The sequence below is a fragment of the Streptomyces sp. A1277 genome, from assembly GCF_004795015.1.
In the GTDB taxonomy this organism is placed as follows: Bacteria; Actinomycetota; Actinomycetes; order Streptomycetales; family Streptomycetaceae; genus Streptomyces.
Genome location: NZ_SSBI01000007.1, coordinates 56,751 through 80,980, shown reverse-complemented (window position 1 = coordinate 80,980; position 24,230 = coordinate 56,751). Strand labels below are relative to the sequence as shown.

The window sequence follows — 24,230 nt, the reverse complement described above, 5'->3', positions numbered from 1 at the left end:
GCCCGCACTCGCTTCGTCAGGCCCTCATCGGCTGTTCAGCCGATGAGGGCCTCGGTGATCTGGCGGGCGCTCTGCACGGCGACCCGTGGGCTGACGGCCGCGTAGGAGGTATAGGCGTTCAGGCCGGTGGCCAGGGCCGGCCGCGGCCCCGGGTCCAGGTGGCGTCGTCCGCTGCGAGCGCGGTGCGTAAGGCCGCCCGGCTGCGGGCCGACATCAGAGTGAAGGCGATGGTCAGGTCGCAGGCCCGCTCGCCCACCCCGGCGGGCACCGGGACGGGCAGGGGGAGGTGCGGCGCGAGCCGGGGCAGCAGCCACTCGGACTCCTTCCCGGCCTGCCCGATCGCGCCGGCGTGGCGGGGCAGCCGGACGGAGAGCCCGTCCCCCAGCCGGTAGATCACATGGTCCGAACCGGCCGGGCTGAGCAGTCGCAGGGGCAGCCCGGCCCACTGCGGGAACTGCGTGTCCCCCAGGCGCCTGACCAGTGCGGCATCGATCGCCGGGCGGGGATTGGTGGGTTCCTCGGCCGCCAAGGGCGGTTTTTGCCTCCGGCCCGCTCCGTACGGCGGGCGGCCGAGGCCATCGGACTGCCTCGGCCACTCGGCTGTCGACCGGATTCCCCGGCCGGCGCGCCTCGAAGGGGCGCCGGCCGGGGCCGCACTACTTGCGGGTGGCCGCCTTGCCGGCCTGTCCGTTGATGACGAACTGTGAACCGGGTTCGATCACCACGTCGCCGTCGGCGGAGCCGGTGATGGTCACATCGGTCAGGGTCGCGCTGCCCCGTGCCCCTCCATGGGCGAGGATTCCGGATCCGTTGACGGAGTTGTCGATGCGGACGTTCGAGATCCGGGCCCCGGGCACGGCGCCGCCGCCCGACTTGAACTGGATCCCGTCGTAGGTCGAGTCGTGGATGTCGGTGTCGCGGATCGTGACGCCCGGGATGTCCTGGCCGGCAGCGAACAGGGTGATGGCCCCGAACTCCTGGGCCTCACCCCAGAACGCCCCGCCCGTGCGGTACAGCGCGTTGTTGGCGATCAGCGTCTGCCCGGAGAAGGGCAGCGGGTCGTGGTCGGTCGCCAGCATGATCCCCGGGTAGTTCATCGTGTCGGAGATGATGTTGTTCTCGATCGTGTTGCCGTAACCGCCGTAGACCGCGATCCCGTTGGCCCTCCAGGGCATCTGGATGGTGTTGTTGCGGAAGTGGTTGTCGTGCCCGACGTCCACCGAGGGGTTCTTCACGTACTTGCTCGACCACACGGCGAGGGAGTCGTCACCGGTGTACCTGAGCGAAGAGTTGAACACCGTCGAATTACGGGTGCCGTTGGCGAAGTTGATGCCGTCCGCGTACGTGTTGCGAATCCGCATGCCCGTGAACTCGACGCCGTCGCCGGGCCCCCAGAGGTCCGGGATGTTGTCGTAGTCGCGTCCGACCCACACGCCCACGTTCGCGTGCTCCAGCCACACGTTGGTGATCTTGGTGTTCTTGCCGAAGCGGCCGTTCAGACCCACTCCGCCCTCGGCGTTGCCGTCACCGCCACGGATGGTGCCGGAGCCGAAGATCGCGATGTCCGAGATCTTGGTGTTGTCGTCGATGTCGAAGCCGAAGTTCCCCTCGTGCGGGTGGTTGATGCCGCCCGCGTCCTGGGGCGGGGTGAGCGTGTAGAGCTGGGAGTGCCACATGCCGGCGCCACGGATCGTGACGTCCCTGATACCGACCTGGTTGTACTGTCCGCGGTTGAGCGGGTCATCGGTGAGGATCTTCTGCTCCTGGCGCCACTGCCCCGGCGGGATCCACACGCAGCCGATGTCGCCGTTCTGGTTGGCCGTCACCGCACGCTGGATGGCGTCCGTGTCGTCGATCCCGTCGTTCGGCACCGCTCCGTAGGCGGTGATCGAGGTGCATCCGGCCGGCTGCGCGGTGGGGGGTGCCACCTGCTCCAGGTCGATGAGGTCGATGACGTAGAAGGACGCCGAGTCGCCCGCGTCCCGCTGGAGGCGGAACTTCGTGCCGGCCGGGTAGCTCTGGCCGAGCAGTGCGTTGGACTCGTCGAACAGCCGGCGGGCGTCCGCCTGCGGCCGGTTGGTCAGGCCCTCCGGGCTGTCCGTGTCACCGTAGAGCCAGCTGTGCTTGGAGGAGAGGGTCAGCTTCCGGACGAAGGTGTCGTCGACGTACAGGCTGATCGTGGCCTCCGTGCCGCCGCCACCGGGGGCGTCGGGGATGGAATTGCGTACCACGATCGAGTTCGACGGGACGGTCGAGGTGACCTCGACGTACTGGCCGGTGGAGTCCAGCCGCACGGACTGGCGGCCCGAGGACTCGGTGGCGAAGTTGGTGTGCCCGAAGGTGCGCTTCTTGTCGGACTTCAGCAACGTGCCCTGGTAGTCGCCCGCTTCCGCCTCGTACTCGGTGTACGGGACCGCGGCCCCGCGGCCGACCACGATGGTGCGGGAGAAGACGTTGTTGTTCTCGTTCGTCTCGGTGACGACACCGGTCGCGTCCGCCGTGGCGGTCAGCGTGGCGCCGCCGCTCTTCGCGGTCCAACTGCCGCTGAGGGGCACGGAGACGGTGCCGCCGGCCGGAATCGCCCCGGTCGTGCCGTTCAGCGTGGTGCCTTCCACGAGGAGACGGGTGACCGTCGGGGTGCTGACGGCCGTGGTCCCGCGGTTGTGCACGGAGACCGTGAAGGTGACGGCGGCCCCCACCGCGGGGTTCGACGGGCTGGAGGTGATACCGAGCACCTCCAGGTCCGGGCCCGGACTCTGGGCGATCACGAGCTTCGACGCCGCGGTGCGGCTGTTGTTGCTGTTGTCCTGCTCGATGACCGTGTCGGCCGGGTCGACGACCGCGGAGAGGCTGTACGCGCCCATCGGCCGCTTGCCCACGTCGACCTGCACGGTCGCCGAGGCTCCGGCGGCGAGGCCGCTCACCGGTGCGCTGCCGGCGACCACGCCCTCCACGCTGACATCCAGCGTCGTCGCGGCGGAAGCCGCCGTACCCGCGTTGCGCACGGTGGCGTTCACCGTGACGTCGTCCGTCTCGGACGGCGAGGCGGGTGACCACGTCAGTCCGGTGACGGTCAGGTCCGGGTTGGGCGCGGCGGTTCCGACCACCTGTATCTCGGCGACCTGGGCGCCGGGAGCACCGGTGTTGGAGAAGAACGTGAGCCGTACGTCCGCGTACCGCCCGCTGACCGGGATCGTCACCGTGTTCGCGTTGCCCGAGGGGCTGAACGCGTAGTCGGCCCTGTCCTTCAGCGAGGTGAATCCGGTGGCGGACTGGGCGCGCCCGAGCACCTGGATGCTCTGTGTGCGGGCCGCCCATGCCTGGTCCGGGGAGAGCTTGACGACGACGGCCTCGACGTCGGCGTCCGCGCCGAGCTTCACCGTCAGGGTCGAGGGGTATCCGTTCGACTCCCAGTACGTGCCGACCTTGTCATCGTTGGCGTTGGCCGCCGCGAAACTCTGTACGGACGACGACGCCTCGATGGGCTTGTTCAGCGCCAGATTGGAGCCGACTGCCGGGGACGGGCCGGAATCGTCGCCGGTGTCCTCGCCGTGCACCTCCACCTGGGAGAGCTGCGCGGCGTTCCAGCCGGTGTTGGCGGTCACCTGCACGCGGACGTACCGTGCCTGCTTCGCGGCGAAGCCGATGGTGACGGTGTTGCCCGCCTCCGGGCTGAACGTCCGTGCGGCCGAAGCGGACAGGGTGGTGAAGCTGCTCCCGTCCGTACTGCCCTGAATGCTGAGGGTCTGGGCCCTGGCCTCCCAGGTGGCCGGCAGCTTCAGCACCACCTGGTCGACGTCGAACCGGCCGCCGAGGTCGATCCGGACCCACTGCGGGAGTGCGCCGGAGCTCTCCCAGTACGTCTGCTGGCTGCCATCGGTGACGTTGGACGCCGGGTAGGCGCCGTGGGCCCCGCTGGTCGTGACCTGTTTACCGAGGGCCAGGTCGGGATTTTGCACGGTTGCCGCCGAGGCGGTGACCGGCACGAGCCCGACGGTCATCAGCGCGGCGGTCACCGCACCGACGACGAGCCGCCATCCGTATTGCTTCCATCTCATGTTGTCCTCTTGTTCCGTGGGCCGCGGGACCGGGCGGCCGCGGGCAGGCGTCACCGTCCGCGCGACGCGTGACGCGCCCTGCGGAAGACGTGGGCCGGGCGCGGACCTCCGGTACACCGTGGGGACGATCGGGGACGCCGACAGGAGCGGGACAACCACGCCTGCCGGAAACTCACGCTCATTACCTGGATTTTTGAGTGATCCGGTCAATATTTTGCGGTGCTGCGGTGACAGGTTTCTAGCAGGTGACGTTTTTGTCAACGGTCCGCGCACGGACGGCTGTTGGCGTGCCGGTCTCGCGGCCCGGGACCGCGAGACCGCCGCGCACGCTCAGGCGCCCCGCGCCGCTTCTGCCAGAATCACCCCATGACTGAGAACGACCCGGAACACGGCTATCTGCTGGACAACCGGCAGACCGAGGCGGGGGTCCGCTTCGGCGCCCTGAGCGAGCTCTTCGATCCGGTGACGTTCCGGCATGTCGACGCGCTCGGGATCGGTGCCGGCATGCGGTGCTGGGAGGTCGGTGCCGGCGGCCCGTCCGTTCCCCTGGGACTGGCCGAGCGCGTCGGCCCGGCCGGGGCGGTGGTCGCCACCGACATCGACGTGTCCTGGACCAAGGACGTCGCCGACGGCGTCATCGAGGTACTGGCGCACGACGTTGCCGCCGACCCTCCGCCGGGCGGCGGTTTCGACCTCGTCCACGCACGGCTCGTCCTGGTCCATGTCGCGGACCGCGCCGAGGCGCTGCGCCGGATGGTCCGGGCGCTGCGACCGGGTGGCGTGCTGCTCCTGGAGGACGCCGACCCCGGGCTGCAGCCGCTGCTGTGCCCGGACGAGTCCGGCCCCGGGCAGCGGCTGGCCAACCGGCTGCGTGCGGGCTTCCGGTCCCTGATGGCCGAGCGGGGCGCGGACCTCGCGTACGGGCGGACCCTGCCCAGGCTGCTGCGCGAAGCGGGGCTGGAGGACGTCCGGGCCGACGCGTACTTCCCGATCACCTCTCCGGCGTGCACGGTCCTGGAGGCGGCGACGGTGCGGCAGATCCGCGGCCGTCTGGTGAAGGCGGGGCTGGCCACCGACGAGGAGATCGACCGCCACCTTGCGAACGTCGCGACGGGGCGCCTCGACCTGGCCACCGCACCGATGATCTCCGCGTGGGGGCGCCGCCCGCGGAACCCGTAACGCCTACGGGGAGTGCGGAGCGTTCATCCCTTCGGCTGGACCTTGACCGCAATCTCCGTCCGACGCGTCGCGCCTCGTGGTGAATGGACACATGCCGCAGATCCGGGCAGCTGCCCGCGTACCGGCGGCAAACCCCCCAGCCCAAGGAGCGTGAACCATCGTGAAGAACACAGACAGCGCGTCGCAGAGCGTACAGAGGGTGTATGCCGAGCGGTTGGCCGCCGATCTCGCCGCCAACCGCTCGGAGCAGGAAGAGCTCACCGCGCGGATCGCGGAACTGCAGGCGCGCCTGGAGCAACGGAAGAAGGACGAGAGCTGGCTGACGGGCATGCAGACCACGCTGTCCGGTGCGACCGCTCCCGGCCGGTCGCACGCCGCCCCGAAGGCCGGCGCGGCGGCGGTGGGCGAGGAGGCCCCCGCCGTCAAGGCCGTCCCGAAACCCCGCCCTGCCAGGCGCGCGAAGGTTCCGTCCGTTTCAGCCGTTTCAGCCGTTTCAGCCGGAAGGACCGGCAAGAAGGCGTCCGCCGCGGCGGACGCTCCCCTGCGCGAGCTCATCCGCGCACTGATGCCGGTGGGTGAGCCGCGGTTGGCACGCGAGGTGCACGCGGACCTGGAGAAGGCGCACCCGGAGCGCGGGACCTCGGTGCAGGTGGTGCGCAACACCCTGGAAACCATGGTCAAGCGGGGCGCCGTAGCCAAGGGGATCCAGAAGGGGGCGGCCATGTACACGGTGTCCGGACCGGCGACGACCGCGCAGACCGCCGACCGGCCGGCACGGGAGGAGGCGACGGCGGCCGGCTGAGCGGGCCGAGGCCGTTTCACGCGTCCGGCCCCCTCGGAGCCGTGCTCCGAGGGGGCCGGACGGTTGAGCCGTGGTGTCAGGCGGCCGTGATGTTCTCGGCCTGCGGACCCTTCTGGCCCTGGGTGATGTCGAAGGTCACCGCCTGGCCCTCCTGGAGCTCACGGAAGCCGGTGGCGTTGATGTTCGAGTAGTGCGCGAAGACGTCCGGCCCGCCGCCGTCCTGCTGGATGAAGCCGAAACCCTTTTCGGCGTTGAACCACTTGACGGTTCCGCTGGCCATGCCGGTGCCTCTCAGTCGATATCGGGATCCGCACCACGCGGTCCCAGTGGTGTCGTGGTCCACCCTGCACAGCAAGGCGCCCGCGCCGGAGCACGGGCGGGTTCGGCGAACCACGACTTCCGGCAGTGACGCTACATGGCGAAACCGCTCTCCACCAGAGAGCAACGAGTTCGCGTCGCGCCGGGTGTGGAGGAAGGCGCTGACGGGGCCGCGCCCGGCCCGGCCGCCGCCCGGTGAACCGCGCGGGCGGACCCAGGCATGCGCTACCGCGCCGAACACCGGTAGTGCATGAAGTTGCTTGCACAGCCAGGCTTTTGAGCATCTATTGACAGCATCGAGCCCATGCACTGCACTGAGCCAACACGCTTGTCATGCCCACTTTCAGAGTCAGGAGTTGTGGTTCATGTCGGAGAGAACACACCGGTCCCGCGGGCTGCGTACGGCCCTCGCGGCCGTGGCCGCCACCGTCGCACTCTCGGGGGCCCTGATCGCCCCCACCGCGCAGGCATCCCCCACGGCCACCAGCCCGAACGGCAACGCCCTGGCCCTCACACCACCCATGGGCTTCAACAACTGGGCGCGCTACGGATGCGGCACCAACACCCCGAACCGCGGGGACCAGGGGCCGACCCAGCAACTCATCCTTCAACAGGCACAAGCCCTGGTGGACACCGGCCTCGCGGCCAAGGGCTACGACACCGTCACCATCGACGACTGCTGGACCACCACCTCGCGCGACGCCGCCGGCAACCTCGTGGCCGATGCCGCGAAGTTCCCGGCAGGCATGGCGTACATCGGAACCCGGCTCCACGAGATGGGCCTGCGGTTCGGCATCTACAGCGACATCGGCACGGCGACCTGCGGCGGCTACCCGGGCAGCTGGGGTCACTTTCAGCAGGACGTCGACCTCTTCGCCTCCTGGGGCGTCGACTACATCAAGCTCGACGGCTGCAACATGCCGTCGTCCGCCTCCGACGCCGACGGGTACGTCAACGCCTACGGCGACTTCGCCGCCGCGATGAAGGCCAATGCCTCGGGGCGCGACATGGTGTTCTCCGAGTCGTCGCCCGCCTATTTCTCCATCGGCGCGTCCGACCTCTCCGACTGGTACGACGTGATCGACGGCGCCTCGAAGACCGGGCAGCTCTGGCGCGAGGGCTACGACGTCAAGATGCGCAACGGCGGCGGATCCGCGTGGGACAAGAACAGCAACGGCGCCGGAGTCATGACGCAGTACGGCTACAACTCGCTCCTGTCGCGCTACGCGGCCCCCGGCAGCTGGAACGACCCGGACTTCCTCATCACCGGTGACGGACTGACCGCCGAGGAGTCCCGGTCCCAGTTCGCCCTCTGGGCGATGATGGCCTCACCCCTGATCCTGAGCACGGACGTCGCCTCGCTCAGCACCGACTCGCTCGCCACCCTCGGCAACACCGACATCATCGCCATCGACCAGGACCCGCTCGGCAGGCAGGCCGGTGTCGTCTCCCGGGACGGCACCGTCGACGTACTCGCCCGTCCCCTGGCCAACGGCGACCGTGCCGTAGCGCTCCTCAACCGCGGCACGTCGGCCGTCCCCGCGAGCACCACCCTGTCCGCGGTCGGCTTCCTCGGCGGCGCGGCCTGCTCCGCATCGGTCAAGAACCTCTGGACCGGAGACACCGGGACCACGTCCACGATCGGCGCGACCCTGCCCCCGCACGGCACGGCCGTCTTCCGCGTCACCCCGGGCGCGGGCTGCACCGGCCAGCAGCCGACCGGTCAGATCACCGGCATCGGCGGCAAGTGCGCCGACGACAGCGGCGCGGGCACGGCGGCCGGCAACCCGGTCGTCCTCTACCACTGCAACGCGGGCGCCAACCAGCGCTGGACCCTGCCCAGCGACGGCACCGTCCGGACCCTGGGCCGGTGCCTGGACGCCGCGCGCGGCGGGGACGGCACGTACACCGGCTACCGGGCCGTCCTCAACCCCTGCGACGGCAGCGCCACCCAGAAGTGGTCCTACGAGCGCAACGGGTTCCTGAAGAACACCGGGCTGCCCGGGCGCTGTCTCGACGCGTACGCCTCCGTGACCACCGACGGCAACCTCCTGATCGTCGATACCTGCGCCAACTCCCGCCCCAACCAGCAGAACCAGATCTGGGCCCTGGCCGAGTAACCCGGGGCGAAGGCGGCAGGGCTGCTCGGCGGGTGGCCGTGAGCCGGGCGTAGACGACGTCACCGTCGTAGCCGGTCGCCCGGGAGTAGTCCCCGCCGCAGGTCAGCGCCCGTAGTTCGGGGGCGGTGGTGTGCGCGTGGACGCGGTCGGCCGGGAAGTCGGCGTCACCGGCGAGCGCCATCCGGGCGGATGCCGCGACGGCGGGGCATGGCTCGCGCGAATGGAGCGGTGTCGCCGGGGCATGAAGAAGGTGCGGTCGGCAGGGGGGCTGCCGACCGCACCGGGATCCGCCCCGCCTCGGTCCGGGAGATCGAGGTGAGTGACGGAAAGAGCCAGATCAGCGGACCGTCTCACGAAGTCCGGCCCCCGCAGGGGCGAAATACGGTCTGCTGGTCAAGCCCTTCCCGCCACCGTTCTGAACGGACACGGAATTCCCGCTGCAAGCACTGCCAGGAGAGGACAGCAGGAAGTCCGCACGTCAGGCGCGGGCCGACTGCTTCGAAGAGCCGCAGGCCAGTGCCTCACGCCGTCCAGCATGGAAGGTAAACAGACTGTTTTCTACGTCCAGTTTTTAGCGCTAAGCCACGTCGCGCCAATTAGGCTCACGCCCGCGCAACGTGGCTCTGACGCGGGGGATTTGATCGCATGACCAACACCGACAAGGCAGCACTGCGGACGCTTCTGAAAGTCCGTCGTGCACTGATCGACCCCACAGGGCACGGTTTTCACCGTTCGTCCGGCCAGGGGCGCCGCGCGCCCGGACTGTCGCAGCATCAGGTCGACCAGCTCCTGCACCGGACACCCGGCACGTACCGCCGCCTCGAGTCCGGAGCCTGGCCGAGGCCGGACACCGGCTTCCTCCGTGACGTCGCGATGCTCTTCGCCCTCAACGAGCAGGAGTGGGTGTCGCTGTGCCGGTACGCCGGGATAGGCGACCCGCCCGGGCCGCTCACCTCCCACTCGGGCAAGGAGGTACCCGGTGTGTGGCAGGAGGCCGTCGAGGGCATGACCCATCCGGCGTACATCACCGACGCCTCGTGGGAACTCATCGCGTACAACAGCGAGTTCGCCCGCCTGTTCCCCGGCGGACGGGTTCCGACGAACACGATGCGGTGGATGCTGCTCGAACCCCAGGGGCGCGCCATGCTCATCGACTGGGAGAGGGCATGGGCCCCCCTGGTCGTGCCGCAGCTCCGGGCGGCACTCTCCAGCCGGCCCGACGACGAGGTGCTCCGCCGGATCGAGAAGGACGTCCTGGCCGATCCGAAGTGCGCACCGATCTGGGACTCGGGCGGCGCGCACATCCATCCGGACGGCGACGAACGGCCCATTCGCCATGCCGTCGACGGTCCGGGCTGGGTGACGATGTGCGCGGCACAGCCCATGGCCGCCCCCGGCGCGCGACTGATCGTTCTCGTCTTCCATGCCGGGGCACGGCGCGCCCACTCCCGGACTCCGGCCCTGCGCGCCCTCTGAGGTCTTCCCTCCGGGCTCCCGCAGTGCTCTGATCAGGGCAACGCGGTCTCTGGTGGCTTAGGTTGTGCTCCGCCCCCACAACGCCGCCGCAACGTGCCTGCCGGAGGATGTCGTGCCCGCCTACATAGCCCGCCCCACCACTGTGTTCCCCGCCTACAAGATCACCACCGGGGAAATAGCCGACGACATCGGCGCGCACCACCCCGACCACCCCCGGCTCGCCGCGATCCTCCGCATCGTGAGCAACACCGGTGTCCGCAGCAGGTACTTCACCCGGCCGCTGGGCGCGCCGACGGTGTCGGGGAACGCGGGCATCGCGGCCCGGTCCACCGCGGCCTTCGGCGACGCGGTGGCCATGGCGGAGCAGGCTGCGCACGGCGTCCTCGGCGCGTACGGCCTCGGCCCCGGCGCCGTGGACGCCATCATCACGACGCACTCGACGGGGTGGGCCGTCCCGAGCATGGACGTCCATCTCCTGGACCGTCTCGGGCTGCGGCCCGGTGTCCGGCGGATCGCTCTGACATCGTTGGCATGCGCGGGTGGCGCCCAGGCACTGATCCGGGCGGTCGACATGGTGACCGCGAGACCCGGCTCGACCGTCCTCGTCGTCGCCGCGGAGGTGATCTCCGCCGTCTACAGCCATGAGGACGACGCCGTCGAGCACATGATCTACAAAGCGCTGTTCGGGGACAGCGCGGCCGCCACCCTCGTCACCGGCGCACCCCTGGGGCCCGGTTTCCGCGTCGATTCCCCGGCCGACACCTACGAGCACGTCCTGCCGCACAGCCTCACCCGCTACGCCGGCCGCGTCGACCACACCGGATTCCACTTCGACAGCACCAAGGAAGCGCTGAGCGCCGCCGACGACGTGCTGCCGGATCTGCTGGACTGGCTCGGTCGGACCCCCGTCGGCTTCGGCGTCGTCCACCCCGGCAGCGCCCGCATCATCAGCGACACCGCGAGGGCGCTCGGTCTCGACGCCCACGACACCCGTCACTCCACCGCCACGCTCTCGGACGAGGGCAACCTCGGCGCCGTCTCCGTACTCCGGATCCTCGAACGCACCCATGCCGAGCCCCCGCGGGACGGGGCCACCGGGGTCATGGTCGCGTACGGGCCGGGGTTCGCCACCGCTGCCCTGCGCGGCACATGGACCGCCTGAGCGGCCGGCCCGGAAGCGGTCGGCGGCGCGGGGACCTGCGGCCGTTGCCGGTCAGGCCACCGGGCGCGGCAGCCGCCGGTAGCTGGTGCCGTCCTTGGTCCGGCCCAGCAGTCCGCCGATGACCAGGTAGCGGCGCAGCGCGGCGCAGTCGTCGTGGACGGTGCGCAGCGCCTCGTTGACCTCGCGTTCCGTATAGCTGCGCTCGGGCTCGAACAGCGATTGGGTGAGGTGGACGAGGAGTTGCTCGCGGCGGGCCGCCTTGCGCGGGATCGCCGTGAGACGGCCGTCAGAGAAGAGGGCGTGGACGCTGTGGCCGGTGCCGGTCTGCTGGTCGGACATGGCACCGAGCCTGACAGGGCGGCCGTCTTCGCGGCAACGCGTTTCCGTCGGCTGTGGGACGGGGGCCGTCCAACGGGCCTCGGGCTCGCCTGACGGCCCGGCACGCACGGGCACGGGGGCCTGCCTTCCCGCTCGGCAGGCCCCCGGCCCGGTGCTGCTGCGGTCAGGCCGTGTGGAGCGTCAGCCCGTACCGGTTCAGGATCTCGTTGATCGGCTGGTGCCAGGTCTCACCGCCCGAGGCGCAGTTCCCCCATCCGCCGGAGGTGACGCCCTGGGCCTGGTCACCGCTGATGAACGAACCGCCCGAGTCGCCGGGTTCGGCGCAGACGCTGGTCTTCGTCATCTCGTAGACCGCGCCCTGGCTGTAGTTGACCGTCTCGTTGGTGGCCAGCACGTTTCCGCAGTGCCAGTGCGAGGTGGAGCCGGAGCGGCAGATCGACGCGCCGATGGGGGCCACGTTGGAGCCCCGCACGAGCTGGTCGGAGACCGTGCCCCAGCCGAGGACCACGGGGACGGTCCACCAGCCGTTGCCGACGCTGACCCACGCGTAGTCGTCGCCGGGGAACGAGGAGCCCTGGAAGTTGCCTATCGCGGAGCCGTCCCAGCCGCTGACCCCGGCGCCGGCCTGGCCGCAGTGGCCGGCCGTGACGAAGCCGCCGTAGACGGAGAAGCCGATGGAGCAGCGCACGTTGCCGGTGTAGTACGGGTCGCCGCCCACGGTCCCCGCCGAGAAGGTGCGGGGCGCCTCGGCGGTCTGCTCGACGGTGACGGGCCCGGTCTTCTCGGCCCGCTCGATGAACTTCTGGACATCGTTGTCAGACCGCTTGGACGCGGCGACGTCGATGACGACCTTGTTGGCGCGCGGGTCGACGTGCCAGCTGCTGACACCCGCCGGCGCGTCGAGCTTGTCGAGTCGCGCCTTGACCGAGTCGAGGCGCTGCTCGGTGTGGGTCACCAGCCGCACGGCGGCGCCCGTCGCCCGTACCGCGTCCGCCTGCTTGTCGCTGGTGACGGCGACCGTGAGGTCGCCCGTCGCCGGGTCGAACCACGATCCGCCGTACGACGCCCCGGCGGCGTGGCGCGCCTTCGGCTGGAGCGCGGTGGCGGTCTTCTCTGCGGAGAGCCGCGCCCTGGCCTGACTCTCCGTCAGGCCGAGGTCCTTCTGCATGGCGGCGAGCAGGCCGTCGGACGCCGGTGCGGTGTCGGCGGCGGTGCTGGAGGGTGCGGCGGGGGTGTCCGCGGCGGAGGCCGAGGGGAATCCGGCACCGGCCCAGGCTCCTACGAGGAGTACGACGGACAGTGCGGTTCTCAAGGCTGTGGTGCGTCTCAAGGTCTTGGCCCTTCTGTTGTTCCGGCTGGGTGGGGGAGGAACAGCAGGCGTCCGAGGCGTCTCGTCTGAGAGCGCTCTCAGAGTGTGCCGTTCCGGACTGTAGCGGAAGAGGTGTTAGCAGGTCCATGCCAATGACATGGGTGGCCGTACGGTCCTCCCGATGAGTAGGCGTACTCATCCCCCGCCCCCGCCCCCGTCCTACCGTCACATCAGATGAACGAGCAGGTCCGGGCGCAGGGGCGTGCCGGAGTACGAAGCGGGGGCGGGGCGCACATGGGTGGAACGTCGAGAACGCGCAAGGCCGGAGCAGGGGTGGCCGGCGTGCTGGCGGGCGCGCTGGCACTGGCGCTCACGGGGTGCGGGGTGGTCAGCACGAAGGAGGACCGCCGGTTCGCGGAGAAGCTGGCCGGCACCTACTACCCGGGCGTTCTCAAGGTGATCGAGGCGCACAAACTGATCCCGCACGCGGGCGGTTCGGAGATCACCTTCGCGATGACCGACGATCCCGACGCCGTGGTCCGGATGCGGGTGGATGCCGACGCGGGCACGTGCAACACCCACGAGTGCCGGGGTGTCATGGACGACGCGGTGGAGCGCGGGCGGAGTGAAGCTGCCGCGCTGCGGGTCCTGGTCGACACGTTCCGGCGCTGCGGCCACGAGGTGATCGCGATCGAGCCGTCCACCGGAGCCCCCTGGATCGTCGCCTCCCCCACCAACGCCTCGGTGACCGCTCTGCTCAAGGACATCGGCTCCTGCGTGCGGCAGTGGAAGGAGCAGGCGGGCAGCGGAAAGGAGGGGACCGAGGTGAAGGGCGCTTCGGTCAACCTGGCCTCGCCGTCCGTCGCCGAGGGCCGGCCCACGGGCAAGAAGTCCCAGCCGACGGCGATGCGGCTGGGCGCGACCTCCTTGCTGGCGGCCCTGAGCTCGCACAACTACTACTCGGTGGGCTACGCGGCGACGGACGGACGCATCGACCCCGGTTCGGGCAGTGCCAGGATCGTCCGGCCGTTCGAGGCGCGGGAGAAGTTCACCGAGGCCGTGCACAGCGCCGTCAGGTCCCGGCTCCGGGCGGCCCACCCCCGGGTGCAGGTGAGCGACTACGACTGGGTGTGGCGCCTGGAGCCCGGGACCGTCGACCGGGTCACCGGTTACGTGCTGTACTGCGAGGAGCCGGACGGCGACAAGTCGTGCCTGGGTGATCAGGCCGTGCTGGTGACCGCGGACCTGCACGGCGAGCCGCTGGGCGAGCTGCGGCACGTCGGCAGGGTGCGCGAGGGTCGCGGGCCGCTGCAACTGCCCCCGATGTGAGCCCGCTACGCCGGCGCGCCCCGCGTCAGGTGAGGGCGGGACGGTAGGCGTACGTGCTCCACAGCGCGCGGACCGCCGCGCTGTCCCGCCAGTGGCCCGGCGGCGCCGAGGCGTCCGGCGTACCCCACGTCCGGACGTGTTCGCTGCCCGGCTGCCAGCCCGGCTCACCGTCGGCCGCGAAGCCGGCCCAGGCCGCGGTCATCCGGTCCGCGAGGCGGCGGTCCTCGGGCGTCGGCGGGCCGCCGATAAGGAACCGAACGCTCGCCTCGTCCAGGTTCCCGAAGGCGAAGGGCACGTCCGCGCAGTGCCAGGCGCGCACCGCCGACCGCCCTCCCCCGCGCCTCCGGTCGAACCGGGACAGGAAGGCGCGGCCGCCGGCCCGGGCGTGCGCGTCGGCGAGCCGGCTGCTGTACTCGCCGAACATCAGGTCCCCGTAGACCGCGAGGTGGAGGTCGTAGGGGGAAGCACCGGGCAAGAGCGCGCGGTACCCGCCGAGCAGCGAGCCGGGCAGGCCGAAGTCGGACGCGAAGCGCTGGAGCCGCTCGGCCGTGGCGACGTCGGCGCTGCTGCCGACGGCGTCCATCAGCCAGTACTCCTCGGTCGTGTGGCAGACGAGCAGGTCGATGTCCGGGGCGGCGCCGGCGGCGATCAGGGCCAGGGGATCGTCGCGCAGGAGGTGCCCGTCGACGACCGGGCCGTAGATCACCGGGTCCCAGTGCAGGGCGCCGGAGTGCGGTTCCCTCCGGTACGCCTCGACGACGGCGTCGGTCGCCCGCACCAGCGCCCGCGGGGACGTGGCGGCCAGTGCGGCGCCGGTCGCGGGCGCCCCCGCCTCGGCGGCCACCCGCGCCGTGACACGCTCGGCGAGCTCCGGGGCGAAGCAGGGGCCGACCGCGCTGTGTGCGATCGCGCGCCGGAAGAGGCCCCGGGCGCCCTCCATCGCCATCAGGCAGACCACGGACGTGGCGCCGGCCGACTGCCCCGCCACGGTCACGTTGTCCGGCGCCCCGCCGAACGCGGCGATGTTGTCGCGGACCCATTCGAGAGCGGCGATCTGGTCGAGCAGGCCCCGGTTGGGCGGGCAGGCGTCCGTGCTGTCGGCCGGGACGTGGCCGAAGCCCTCGAAGCCGAGGCGGTAGTTGAGGGTGACGACGACCAGGCCGGCGCGGGCGAGCGCCGTACCGTCGAAGTCGGGCTGTGCGCCGGACCCGAAGGTGTAGGCGCCGCCGTGGATCCAGACCAGCACCGGCAAGGGGCCGGCTGCCCGAGCCGGGGTCCAGACGTTGACGCTCAGGACGTCCTCGTCGCCGGGCGCCCAGGACGGGGCGCCCGGCAGTTCGGCCGACTGCGGCGCGACGGGGCCGAAATCGGTACAGTCGCGGACCCCGGGCCAGGGGGCGCGGGGCCGGGGCGCCCGGAAGCGGTTCTCGCCGAACGGGGGCTCGGCGTAAGGGATTGCGAGGACGGCGACGACGTCCCGCACCGGGGCCCGCCCGCGCACCTGCCCGCATGCCGTGTCGTACACACTGCTCATCAAGGCTTCGCTGCTGCCCTTCGCTTTCCGCCCCCGGTCGGAGGCGGTGCTCAGGATGACGTGCCGACCGGCCCCGGCGCGAACGCAATACGCGGGACTCACGACCTCGCGGTTGTGTGGAGGCCGAAGGGAGCCGGGTCAGCCTGCCTGGCCGATGGCGCTGCGGAGCATGGCCACGGTGGTCGCCGCCGCGGCCCGTTCCGCCTCGTCGCCCGTGGCCCGTACCCGTTCCTCCAGCAGCACCACAGCAGCTTGGAGCACACCGACGCGTACCGGAACGGTGCGCATGGCCGTCAGCACGGCTGCCGCCTGTTCGGCCGGTGAGGCGGTCGCGGCCTGCGGGATGAGGGTGGAGATGCCGCGCCCGAGCGCACGGTCACGAGGCGGCTGGGCCGCGGGTGTGGTCACCCCGGAAGTCTGCCGCACGCGGCGCGCCGATCGGGTCAACGACCTGGCCGCGCCCCCTCGCTGCCCCGCATCCCGTCGTGCACGCGGCGCAACAGCGCGGTCAGCCGGGCCCTTTCACGGGCGGTCAGCGGTGCCAGCACCTCTTCCTGCACCGACCGCGCATCGGCCTTGAGAGCTTCGAGCAGGGCGCGGCCCTCGGAGGTGACGGTGACCATGACCCGCCGCCGGTCGGCGGTGTCGCGGGCCCGCTCCACCAGGCCCGCCGCTCCGAGCTCGTCCACGATCTTGCCTCGCGCACGGCGCCGAGCCGGTCGCACCCGCGTGCGACCGGCCGGAATGGGGCGCGGGGTTGCGCACCGCCCACGTGCGTGACCCGGAGGGCCACCTCGTCGAGCTGCAGTCCTACTGACCGGTGCGCCTGGGGTCACTTCCGCGCCCAGGTGCGCAGGGCGGAGCGCGAGGAGAAGTTCGCGACGTCCTTGTCGAGCGGCTGGTCGGTGTGCTGGTGGATGCGCCAGGACGCCTTGACGCGCGGCTTTCCCGCGGTCACGTAGTCGGCGATCCAGAGCCCGTCCCCGGCGTAGGACGTGGTGTCGTGGTTCAGCCAGAAGTAGCGGTTGCAGTAGAGCAGGACGCGGTGGTGCGGCCGCAGGCGTTTCACCTCGCGGATGAAGCTGTCCTTCTCGGCGTTGCTCGCGCGGGTGCCCTCGCCGTTCTGCTCCCAGTCCACGGCGAGCAGGTCGCCCGCCTTCTCGGGGGCCTTGCTCACGAAGTACTCCGCCTGCGCGGCGATGTTCCCCGGCCACAGGAAGTGGTAGAAGCCGACGACGCAGTCGGCGTCGCGGGCCCGTTTGGTCTGGTCGGTCAGGCGTGGATTGACGTAGGAACGGCCCTCGGTGGCTTTGATGAAGACGAAATCCAGCCCGTCCACGTCGAAGGAGGACTGGTGGGCGCTGACATCGACACCGTGCAGCATGGGCACCGCCTTTACAAATGACTAGCACTGTTCCGGTTAGCTTCCCCCCTCTTCCGCCTCCCACCCGCACCGCGGCCCCGCGGGAAGCGCGAATGCGCGTGTGTGCCGGGGCGCACGCTCCGGCACACACGCGCGGGACAGCGCGCGCCCATGATCCTTCGGACGCCGTCAGCCGTCGAAGCCGGTACTACGGCTGACCTTCTCCCAGCGAGGACTTCGGTGCGGCCGGCGTCGAGGGCGCCGAGCACGGCGTCCGTCGCGTCGTTGCCGAGCGGCAGCGGCGGCGGGGTGTCGCCGGCGGCCGGCGCGGTCAGGATCGCCGCCGCGGCCTTGCCCGGGTCGCCCTCCTGCTCGCCGTCCGACTCCGGGAGGCCGCTGCGGACCGGGCCCACGGTCTCCCCGTACGCGTCCAGGGGTGCGGGCTGCCGCAGGGCGCCGCCCCCGGCGAATCCCGTACGGAACGAGCCCGGTTCGACGATAAGGGCCTTGCTCCGGTGCGGGGCGCCCTCGCGGTTGCTGGTCTCGTCCACCGCGCCGACGGGCCCGGTGGCGGCGTTGTCGACGACCACGTCGATCCGCCCGTACCCGAGCACGGTGTCCGCCACGACGTCCGCGATGCGGGCCGTGTCGGTGACGGTGCGCGAACTCGGCGCCGAGGCCGCGCCCCCGCAGGCGTAGGCACGTCTCCCGCTCACCGCCCCCCGGCGGCGTCCTTGTCCTGCGGGACGGCCGGCAGGCTGTCCATGAAGGAGCTGACGGAGAACACGGCCTGGCCCGCTCCGGGCGGGCCGTAGCCGGGGGGCGAGCTGAGCCCGTACTCCTCCATCGTCGCGCGGTACGCCTCCAGCAGCCGGATGTGGTACTCCAGCGGCGCACCGTCCGGGTTGGTCTTGCCGAGCGGGGTCGTCGGCTCGGGGCACCAGGTGGTGAAGCGCGGGGTGATGCCGTGAGACATGAAGAAGCGCAGGCCCTCGGTGGTGGAGTCGATGGCCTCCTTCACCGTGGTGAACCCGAACGGCTCGGCCATCTCCACACCGGCGACGAAGTTGGGGATGACGTTGCGGGCGCCGAATACGTCGGCGGAGTCCAGGATGCGGCGGTGCCACTCGTCGCGGCCGACGTAGCGCTCCTTGCCGGGGCAGTACAGCTCGAACAGCCGACGGTCCCACACCTCGTAGTTGGGGTGGTAGATCTTCACCCCGTAGTCGTGGAACCGCTGGACGTCGGCCTTGGGCAGGGCCTGGGCGACGACCTTGCCGATCCAGCGGCCCGGGAAACGCTCCTCGATGGCTTTGGCGTACTGGCCGTAGAAGTCCGCCTCGTCCCGTCCGCCGATGTGCGAGGTGATGGCGCCGCCGGTGAGGGTGTACGCGGTGGAGGTCTTCGCCGTGTCGTACCGGTCGATGACGGCGAGCGCCTCCAGGACCTCCTCGACGGGCTTCACCCCGGTGTACGGGCGGCCCGCCGCCTTGTGCTGGCGCCAGTTGTGGTTGATGTCGCAGTACTGGCACTCCTCCTTCGCGCCGAAGTACTGGCAGACCCGGAAGACGGTGAGGTAGACGAGATAGCCCCACTGGATGGTCGGGGCGACCTCCATGACGGACTTCCCGTTGGCAAGGGTGTGCCGGTAGTAGTCCGGCATGGGGGGAAGGCCCACGTCGCAGATCCGCCTGCCGTCGAGGTAGAGCCCGAGCACGCCGTCGTCGTCCGCCGCGACCCGGTAGGGGGATGCCGGGTTCACCCGGACCGAGACGACGGTGCGCCGCAGGTCGTACGGCCCTCCGGTGAGCACGATCTCCTCCGGCGGGCGGCGCAGCGCGGCCGCGCCCAGCTCGGGCAGGGTGCCGTGGTCGAAGGAGAAGATGAAGTAGGACTTCGGCTTGACGTCGCCGTCCTCGTTGTCGCTGAGCGCGGACTCGTCGAAGGCGAGGCCGCCGCGCAGCAGGTCCTCCTTGATGACGGCTTCCCGCGGCACGTGCGGGAACTGCTCCATCAGCCGCTCGATCAGACGGGTGCGGCCGGCGTCCGCGTCTGCGGGCTCGGTGCGGCTGGGGTCGGTACGGCTGGGCATGTGCGGGCTCCTCGGTCGGTCTCGGCGGTGTTCCGGGTGCGACGTCTGTGCAACGAACCACGGCCGCGGGGCGTTCTCGTTCCGGCTGCCGGATGCGTCACTCCCCGCCGCCGGATCCTATGTGACCGGTCAGTAAGGTGTGGGTGCGGGAGCCCGTCGGCCGTGCGGCCGGCCCGACGCCCGGTGGTGACCGCAGCCGGCCGCGGAACGGAAGTGCCCCATGCCCCGCACCATGTCCGTGTCGGACAGCATCGTCGTGCTCGCCGATCCGTCCGACGTGTACGACCGCTTGAGCGATCCCACGGCGATGGGCCGCTGGAGTCCGGAGAACCGAGGCGCGCGGGTGCTGGGGGAACGCGGCGAGGCGTACGTCGGCATGGTCTTCGACGGCCGCAACAAGCGTGGTCCGGTGAGCTGGACGACGCGGTGCACGGTCACGGCGGCCGATCCGGGCCGCCGGTTCGCCTTCCGGGTCCACGCGATCGGTGCCCGGCGGCCGTTGCTGCGCGGGCCCATCGCCACGTGGGAGTACCGGTTCGAAGCCGTGGACGGCGGCACCCGGGTCACGGAGACCTGGACCGACGACCGCCGGGCCTGGCCCGATGCCGTGGCCAACGCCTTCGACCGGGTGGCCACCAGGGGGCACACCTTCGCCGCCTTCCAGCGCCGCAACATCCGCACCACGCTCGAACGCCTCAAGGCGGCGCTGGAGGCCCCCGACGTCTGACCGGTCAGTCCGCCCAGTGCGCGGGGCGGCCGAGCGACGGCGGGAGCCGGGTGGCGCCACTCCCCCGGGCGGCGTTCACCTGGGCCTGTGTCAGGAAGAGCGCCCCGGTCAGGTCGGCGCCCGACAGGTCCGCGTCCCGGAAGTCCGCGCCGATGAGGTCGGCCAGGCGGAGGTCGGCGCCGCTGAGGTCCGCCGCGATGAGGTAGGCGCCGCGCAGATCGGCGCCCCGCAGATCGGCCCCCTTGAGCCGGGCGCCGATGAGGTCGCCGCCTCGGTGGCTGCGCTTCTTGCGGCCGGGCACGGTGGCGCGCACGAGCTCGCCGGCACGCGCCAGCAGGACGGCGACCTCGCCCCGGTGCGCCGCGACGTCGAGGTCCGCGAGGGCTGCGGGTTCGAGGCGGGTGAGGCGTTCGGTCGCCTCCAGGGTGCGCCGTATCTCGCCGCGCAACGAGCGGGCCGGTGCCAGGGTGGCCGCCTCGGTGAGATACCACAGCAGTTCGTGGAGCTGCCGGACGACCGGGAAGACCTGGAACATCTGCTGCGCGGTCTCCGGGGCGCCGCGCCAGTCCCGCCCGCCGAAGGTCTCCTGCGACACCTTCTGACCGGCCCCGAAGCAGTCGTACACGGTGCAGCCGGGGAAGCCCTCGGTGCGCAGCCGGGTGTGGATGCCGCAGCGGAAGTCGTCCCGGAGGTTGCGGCAGGGCGTGCCGGCGGCCTTGTCGAGGCCGAAGTCGGCGGACCGGGTCAGGGTCAGCGCGACGCAGCACAGCGCGAAGCAGTTCCCGCAGTCGGCGCGCAGGGCGGCACGGCCGCGTCCGTCCGGGCGGTCGTTGTCGGGCACGGTACGTGGATCCTCCGGGACGCGGGGTTCGTGGGCGGTACCGGAGCCTATCGACTCCGCGCACAGGGCCCGGTCCGCGGGGCGGCGGCCTGCGCGCAATGATGGTGGGTAGTACATCCAATGTGGGAGGTGGCCACTCTCGTGGCGAACGCACCAGTCGACAGCATTCCGGCCCAGCGGGTGCTGACCGATCCGGCGGGCCTGGGCCGCTACCAGCACGACGAGGCCGAGTGGGCTCCGTACGGGACTCCGATGGCCGTGGTGCGGCCGCAGAGCACCGCCGAGGTCCAGGACGTGGTGCGCCACTGCCTGGCCCATGGCGTTCCTCTGGTCCCGCGCGGCGCGGGCACGGGTCTGTCCGGCGGTGCGAACGCCGTGGACGGGTCGATCGTGCTGTCCTTCGAGGACATGAACCGTGTCGTCTCCATCGACCGCGCGGAGCGGCTGGCGGTCGTGCAGCCGGGTGTGGTCAACGACGACCTGCGGGCGGCGAGCGCGGAGCACGGTCTGTGGTACCCGCCGGACCCGGCCAGTTCCCCCTGGTCGACCATCGGCGGGAACGTGGCGACCAACGCCGGCGGGATGTGCTGCGTCAAGTACGGCGTGACGCGCGACTACGTGCTCGGTCTTGAGGTCGTCAACGGCCTCGGCGAGGTCGTGTCGCTCGGCCGCCGCACCGCGAAGGGCGTGGCCGGATACGATCTGGCCGGGCTGATGGTGGGTTCGGAGGGCACGCTCGGGGTCATCACGGAGATCACGGTGCGGCTGCGTCCGGCCCGGCTCCAGGAGCGGACGGTGGCCGGGTACTTCTCGTCGGTGGTCGCGGCGGGCGAGGCCGTGAGCGCGGTGACGGCCTGCGGGGTCATCCCGTCGGCGCTGGAACTGGTGGACCGGCACTGTCTCGCCGCTGTGGACGCCTGGAAGAAGATGGGGCTGTCCGCCGACGCGGACGTGGTGCTGCTCGGCCGGATCGACACGCCGGGGGCCGAGGGCGACGCCGAGGCCGAGCTGATCCGCGACTGCTTCGAACGCGCCGCGGCGACCTGGGCGGCGGTCTCCACGGACCAGCAGGAGGCGGACGCGCTGTTCCAGGCGCGGCGCCTGGCCTATCCGGCGCTGGAGCGGCTGGGTCCGGTCCTCACCGAGGACGTCTGCGTGCCGCGCACCGCTGTCCCCGAGATGCTGGCCCGGATCGAGCGGACGGCCGCCCGGCACGACATCCTGGTGGCCAACATCGCGCACGCGGGCGACGGCAACCTCCACCCCCTCATCATCACGCCTCCGGGTGACGAGGCGGCCCGGTCCCGCGCCCAGTCGGCCTTCGAGGACATCCTGGACGACGCGATCGCGCTCGGCGGCACGGTCACGGGTGAGCACGGGGTGGGGCTGCTGAAGATGCGCGGCATGGACAAGGAGCTCGGCCCCGCCGTGCTCGCCATGCACCACGCGGTGAAGGCGGCGCTCGATCCGCACGGCATCCTCAATCCCGGCAAGGTTCTCGGGGCGGCCCGGCCCTGACCGGCCCGCTGTCGGTGGGGCGACCGGCCCGTTGTCGGTGGGGCGGCGCACACTGGCGGCAGGACGGTACGGCGGAGGGGATGCGGATGGGCGCCGAGGCGGACAGCGGCTTCGAACCGGCCACGGGGGACGGCCCGCCGGACCCCGGACCTGAGCGGGCGCGCGCCGCTTCGGTGCGGACCGCGTTCGCCGGGCTGCTCCAGATCAGGCGCCTGACGAACGCGGACCGTGCCGACCCGGAGTCCGTACCGGCCCCGTGGGAACTGCACCGGCCGGTACGGGCCGTTGCCCTGGCGCTGGAGGCGGCGGGGCTGCCCGCTTCGGCCGTCGACCCGTCAGGGCGGCGCACCGCCAAGGGGTACCGGGTGGCGGCCGGGTCCTCGCCGGACACGGTGCGGGTGGAGTGGCCGGGTCCGTCCGGCAGCGGGGCCGCGTACGAGGAGGAGGGCGAGCTGACCCGGTGCGCGGCGGTCCTGCGGGAGTTGGGCTGGACGGCGCTGCTGTACCGGGGGCCGCGCGGCCGCCGGTTCCTGGAGGTCGAGCCGCCGGCGGGCGGAGGTCGGCCGGACGGCCGATAGAAGCCGTGCCGCGCCCGCGGCCGGGGGTCACTGTCAGACCCGTGGGGGATGCTTGTGGGTCCGACACCTCTGACCGGGAGATGCTGAGATGCGCAAGGACGAACTCGCCGCGGCGCAAGCCTATGTCCGTTTACTGGAGGCGACCCGGGCGGTCCTCTCCGATCCGCAGGACGCCCCGCTGTACCTGCCGTTGCTCGCCTCACCGATCGAGGAGGCCGACGGGGCGCTCAGGCGCGCGGGGCTCTCGGGCAACGAGACCCGGTTCTTCGACCTGATCTCGTCGCTCCGGCCGAGCCTGTCGGGCAGCGGTCACTGAGCCGTTCGCCACGACGGGCCCGGCGGTGGGGCCTCCGCTTCGGCGTCAGCCGGCTTCCGGCGCCGGGGCGAGGCCGAGTTCGCGGTCGCCGAGGGGTGCGAAGTGGCGGGCGACGTCCTCGTCGGTGACCCGGGAGAGCTCGGCCGGGTCCCACCGGGGGGTGCGGTCCTTGTCCACGATCTGCGCCCGTACGCCCTCCACCAGGTCGGGCCCGGCGAAGGCGGCGGTCGAGACGCGGTACTCCTGGTCGAGCACCGCTTCGAGGCCGCCGATGCGCCGTGCCCGGCGGACGGCTTCGAGGGTCACCTTGAGCGAGGTGGGCGCCTTGGCCAGGATGGTGTCCGCCGCTTCCTTGGCCTCGGGGGCGCCGTGGCCGGCGAGGCGGTCGACGATCTCCTCGACCGTGTCCGCCGCGTAGCAGGAGTCGATCCAGTCGCGGTGGGCGGCCAGCACGCCGCCGGGTGCGGGGCGGGCGTGCCGCTCGGTGGTCGCGCTGACCTCCTCGGGCGTGGTGCAGGCGCCGAGACCGGCCACGAGGGCGGCGAGCCCCTGTGCGGGCACGAAGTGGTCGGCGAGGCCGCAGAGCAGCGCGTCCGCGGCGCCGATCGTCTCGCCGGTGAGTGCCAGGTGGGTACCGAGTTCGCCGGGCGCGGTCCCCAGCAGGTACGTTCCGCCGACGTCCGGGACGAATCCGATTCCGGTCTCCGGCATCGCGATGCGGGAGCGCTCGGTGACGATCCGGACGGAGCCGTGGGCGGAGACTCCGATGCCGCCGCCCATCACGATGCCGTCCATGAGCGCGATGTACGGCTTGGGGAAGCGGGCGATCCGGGCGTTGAGCAGGTATTCGTCGCGCCAGAAGTCCAGTGAGGCGCGGCCGCCGGCCAGCGCGTCGTCGCGGACGGCGCGGATGTCGCCGCCCGCGCACAGGCCCCGCTCCCCAGCGCCGGTGAGCAGGACCGCGGTGACGGCCGGGTCGTGCTCCGCCGCGTCGAGCGCTTCGGCCAGGCGCAGCACCATGGCGTGGTTCAGCGCGTTCAGGGCGCGGGGCCGGTTGAGCGTGAGGTGGCGGACGCGTCCCTCGGTATGCAGCAGGACGGGATCCTCGTGGTTCATGCGTGCGCTCCGCTCAGCCCTCGTGCCGTACCGTCCGCGGGTCACGGACGATC

At 71.7% G+C, this 24,230-nt stretch carries 22 protein-coding genes and 2 pseudogenes; 11 read left to right on the top strand and 13 right to left on the bottom strand.

Annotation, left to right across the window (positions count from 1 at the left end; translation table 11 throughout):
* Window positions 1-35 precede the first annotated feature (35 nt).
* Together E6R18_RS07060 and E6R18_RS07055 are read right to left on the bottom strand one after the other, a co-directional pair.
* Window positions 36-529: pseudogene (locus E6R18_RS07060) on the bottom strand (hypothetical protein).
* A 127-nt stretch (window positions 530-656) separates the two neighbouring features.
* Window positions 657-4,058 carry a CARDB domain-containing protein gene (locus E6R18_RS07055; RefSeq protein ID WP_136315979.1) on the bottom strand — a complete coding sequence of 1,134 codons (3,402 nt, stop codon included), beginning with the start codon at window positions 4,056-4,058 and terminating at the stop codon, window positions 657-659.
* Between the two features lie 366 nt (window positions 4,059-4,424).
* On the opposite strand from E6R18_RS07055, the gene E6R18_RS07050 reads away from it, so the two are divergent.
* Complete coding sequence (locus E6R18_RS07050; RefSeq protein WP_136315978.1) at window positions 4,425-5,237, top strand: methyltransferase domain-containing protein; 813 nt, start codon at window positions 4,425-4,427, stop codon at window positions 5,235-5,237.
* Between the two features lie 160 nt (window positions 5,238-5,397).
* Window positions 5,398-6,039 carry a hypothetical protein gene (locus tag E6R18_RS07045; RefSeq protein WP_136315977.1) on the top strand — a complete coding sequence of 214 codons (642 nt, stop codon included), beginning with the start codon at window positions 5,398-5,400 and terminating at the stop codon, window positions 6,037-6,039.
* 76 nt (window positions 6,040-6,115) lie between these two features.
* Here the strand turns inward: E6R18_RS07045 and E6R18_RS07040 are convergent, their stop codons facing one another.
* On the bottom strand, window positions 6,116-6,319 hold the full coding sequence (locus E6R18_RS07040; protein ID WP_018552900.1) for a cold-shock protein: 204 nt from the start codon (window positions 6,317-6,319) through the stop codon (window positions 6,116-6,118).
* Window positions 6,320-6,722: 403 nt separating this feature from the next.
* Here E6R18_RS07040 and E6R18_RS07035 point away from each other — a divergent pair, with 403 nt between their 5' ends.
* The 3 genes from E6R18_RS07035 to E6R18_RS07020 all read left to right on the top strand — a co-directional run bounded on the left by E6R18_RS07035 (window position 6,723) and on the right by E6R18_RS07020 (window position 11,115).
* Window positions 6,723-8,477 (top strand): ricin-type beta-trefoil lectin domain protein, encoded by a 1,755-nt coding sequence (locus E6R18_RS07035; protein WP_136315976.1) that lies wholly within the window; start codon window positions 6,723-6,725, stop codon window positions 8,475-8,477.
* A gap of 645 nt (window positions 8,478-9,122) precedes the next feature.
* Window positions 9,123-9,953: a helix-turn-helix domain-containing protein gene (locus E6R18_RS07025; RefSeq protein WP_136315975.1), complete on the top strand. Its 831-nt coding sequence runs from the start codon at window positions 9,123-9,125 to the stop codon at window positions 9,951-9,953.
* A 112-nt stretch (window positions 9,954-10,065) separates the two neighbouring features.
* Window positions 10,066-11,115, top strand: coding sequence for a PhlD (locus tag E6R18_RS07020; protein ID WP_136315974.1), 1,050 nt, complete (start codon window positions 10,066-10,068; stop codon window positions 11,113-11,115).
* 51 nt (window positions 11,116-11,166) lie between these two features.
* Here the strand turns inward: E6R18_RS07020 and E6R18_RS07015 are convergent, their stop codons facing one another.
* The gene (locus E6R18_RS07015; protein ID WP_136315973.1) at window positions 11,167-11,454 is read right to left on the bottom strand and encodes a DUF2087 domain-containing protein; all 288 of its coding nucleotides are present in this window, start codon (window positions 11,452-11,454) and stop codon (window positions 11,167-11,169) included.
* Between the two features lie 163 nt (window positions 11,455-11,617).
* Complete coding sequence (locus E6R18_RS07010) at window positions 11,618-12,784, bottom strand: S1 family peptidase (RefSeq protein WP_206308231.1); 1,167 nt, start codon at window positions 12,782-12,784, stop codon at window positions 11,618-11,620.
* 312 nt (window positions 12,785-13,096) lie between these two features.
* On the opposite strand from E6R18_RS07010, the gene E6R18_RS07005 reads away from it, so the two are divergent.
* Complete coding sequence (locus tag E6R18_RS07005; protein ID WP_136316053.1) at window positions 13,097-14,092, top strand: hypothetical protein; 996 nt, start codon at window positions 13,097-13,099, stop codon at window positions 14,090-14,092.
* Window positions 14,093-14,117: 25 nt separating this feature from the next.
* On the opposite strand, the gene E6R18_RS07000 is transcribed toward E6R18_RS07005, so the two are convergent.
* The 3 genes from E6R18_RS07000 to E6R18_RS06990 all read right to left on the bottom strand — a co-directional run bounded on the left by E6R18_RS07000 (window position 14,118) and on the right by E6R18_RS06990 (window position 16,315).
* Window positions 14,118-15,626, bottom strand: a complete 1,509-nt coding sequence (locus E6R18_RS07000; protein WP_136315971.1) for a carboxylesterase family protein — start codon at window positions 15,624-15,626, stop codon at window positions 14,118-14,120.
* Window positions 15,627-15,764: 138 nt separating this feature from the next.
* Entirely contained in the window at window positions 15,765-16,034 is a 270-nt protein-coding gene (locus E6R18_RS06995) for a hypothetical protein (RefSeq protein WP_136315970.1), read from the bottom strand.
* A gap of 35 nt (window positions 16,035-16,069) precedes the next feature.
* The gene (locus E6R18_RS06990; protein ID WP_240799616.1) at window positions 16,070-16,315 is read right to left on the bottom strand and encodes a hypothetical protein; all 246 of its coding nucleotides are present in this window, start codon (window positions 16,313-16,315) and stop codon (window positions 16,070-16,072) included.
* Between the two features lie 5 nt (window positions 16,316-16,320).
* Here E6R18_RS06990 and E6R18_RS34695 point away from each other — a divergent pair.
* A pseudogene (locus E6R18_RS34695) lies at window positions 16,321-16,443 on the top strand (glyoxalase/bleomycin resistance/extradiol dioxygenase family protein); the annotation flags it as partial.
* Window positions 16,444-16,458: 15 nt separating this feature from the next.
* Here E6R18_RS34695 and E6R18_RS06980 read toward each other — a convergent pair.
* From E6R18_RS06980 to E6R18_RS06970, 3 genes are read right to left on the bottom strand one after another with little or no spacing between them, the layout of a single operon-like run.
* The gene (locus E6R18_RS06980) at window positions 16,459-17,010 is read right to left on the bottom strand and encodes a glycoside hydrolase family 25 protein (protein WP_136315969.1); all 552 of its coding nucleotides are present in this window, start codon (window positions 17,008-17,010) and stop codon (window positions 16,459-16,461) included.
* Window positions 17,011-17,021: 11 nt separating this feature from the next.
* Entirely contained in the window at window positions 17,022-17,705 is a 684-nt protein-coding gene (locus E6R18_RS06975; RefSeq protein ID WP_240799615.1) for a hypothetical protein, read from the bottom strand.
* Window positions 17,702-19,081 carry a radical SAM protein gene (locus E6R18_RS06970; protein ID WP_136315968.1) on the bottom strand — a complete coding sequence of 460 codons (1,380 nt, stop codon included), beginning with the start codon at window positions 19,079-19,081 and terminating at the stop codon, window positions 17,702-17,704. Before E6R18_RS06970 ends, E6R18_RS06975 begins: the two co-directional genes overlap by 4 nt.
* Window positions 19,082-19,301: 220 nt before the next feature.
* Between E6R18_RS06970 and E6R18_RS06965 the strand changes: the two genes are divergently transcribed.
* Window positions 19,302-19,808, top strand: a complete 507-nt coding sequence (locus E6R18_RS06965) for an SRPBCC family protein (protein WP_136315967.1) — start codon at window positions 19,302-19,304, stop codon at window positions 19,806-19,808.
* 4 nt (window positions 19,809-19,812) lie between these two features.
* Here E6R18_RS06965 and E6R18_RS06960 read toward each other — a convergent pair whose 3' ends face one another.
* Window positions 19,813-20,649 (bottom strand): pentapeptide repeat-containing protein, encoded by an 837-nt coding sequence (locus E6R18_RS06960; RefSeq protein WP_136315966.1) that lies wholly within the window; start codon window positions 20,647-20,649, stop codon window positions 19,813-19,815.
* A 141-nt stretch (window positions 20,650-20,790) separates the two neighbouring features.
* Here E6R18_RS06960 and E6R18_RS06955 point away from each other — a divergent pair, with 141 nt between their 5' ends.
* From E6R18_RS06955 to E6R18_RS06945, 3 genes are all read left to right on the top strand, one after another.
* Window positions 20,791-22,167, top strand: coding sequence for an FAD-linked oxidase C-terminal domain-containing protein (locus E6R18_RS06955; protein ID WP_206308230.1), 1,377 nt, complete (start codon window positions 20,791-20,793; stop codon window positions 22,165-22,167).
* Between the two features lie 86 nt (window positions 22,168-22,253).
* Entirely contained in the window at window positions 22,254-22,745 is a 492-nt protein-coding gene (locus E6R18_RS06950) for a hypothetical protein (RefSeq protein ID WP_136315964.1), read from the top strand.
* An 88-nt stretch (window positions 22,746-22,833) separates the two neighbouring features.
* Window positions 22,834-23,061 (top strand): hypothetical protein, encoded by a 228-nt coding sequence (locus E6R18_RS06945; RefSeq protein ID WP_136315963.1) that lies wholly within the window; start codon window positions 22,834-22,836, stop codon window positions 23,059-23,061.
* A gap of 45 nt (window positions 23,062-23,106) precedes the next feature.
* Here the strand turns inward: E6R18_RS06945 and E6R18_RS06940 are convergent, their stop codons facing one another.
* Complete coding sequence (locus E6R18_RS06940; RefSeq protein ID WP_136315962.1) at window positions 23,107-24,177, bottom strand: enoyl-CoA hydratase/isomerase family protein; 1,071 nt, start codon at window positions 24,175-24,177, stop codon at window positions 23,107-23,109.
* Window positions 24,178-24,230: the final 53 nt, after the last annotated feature.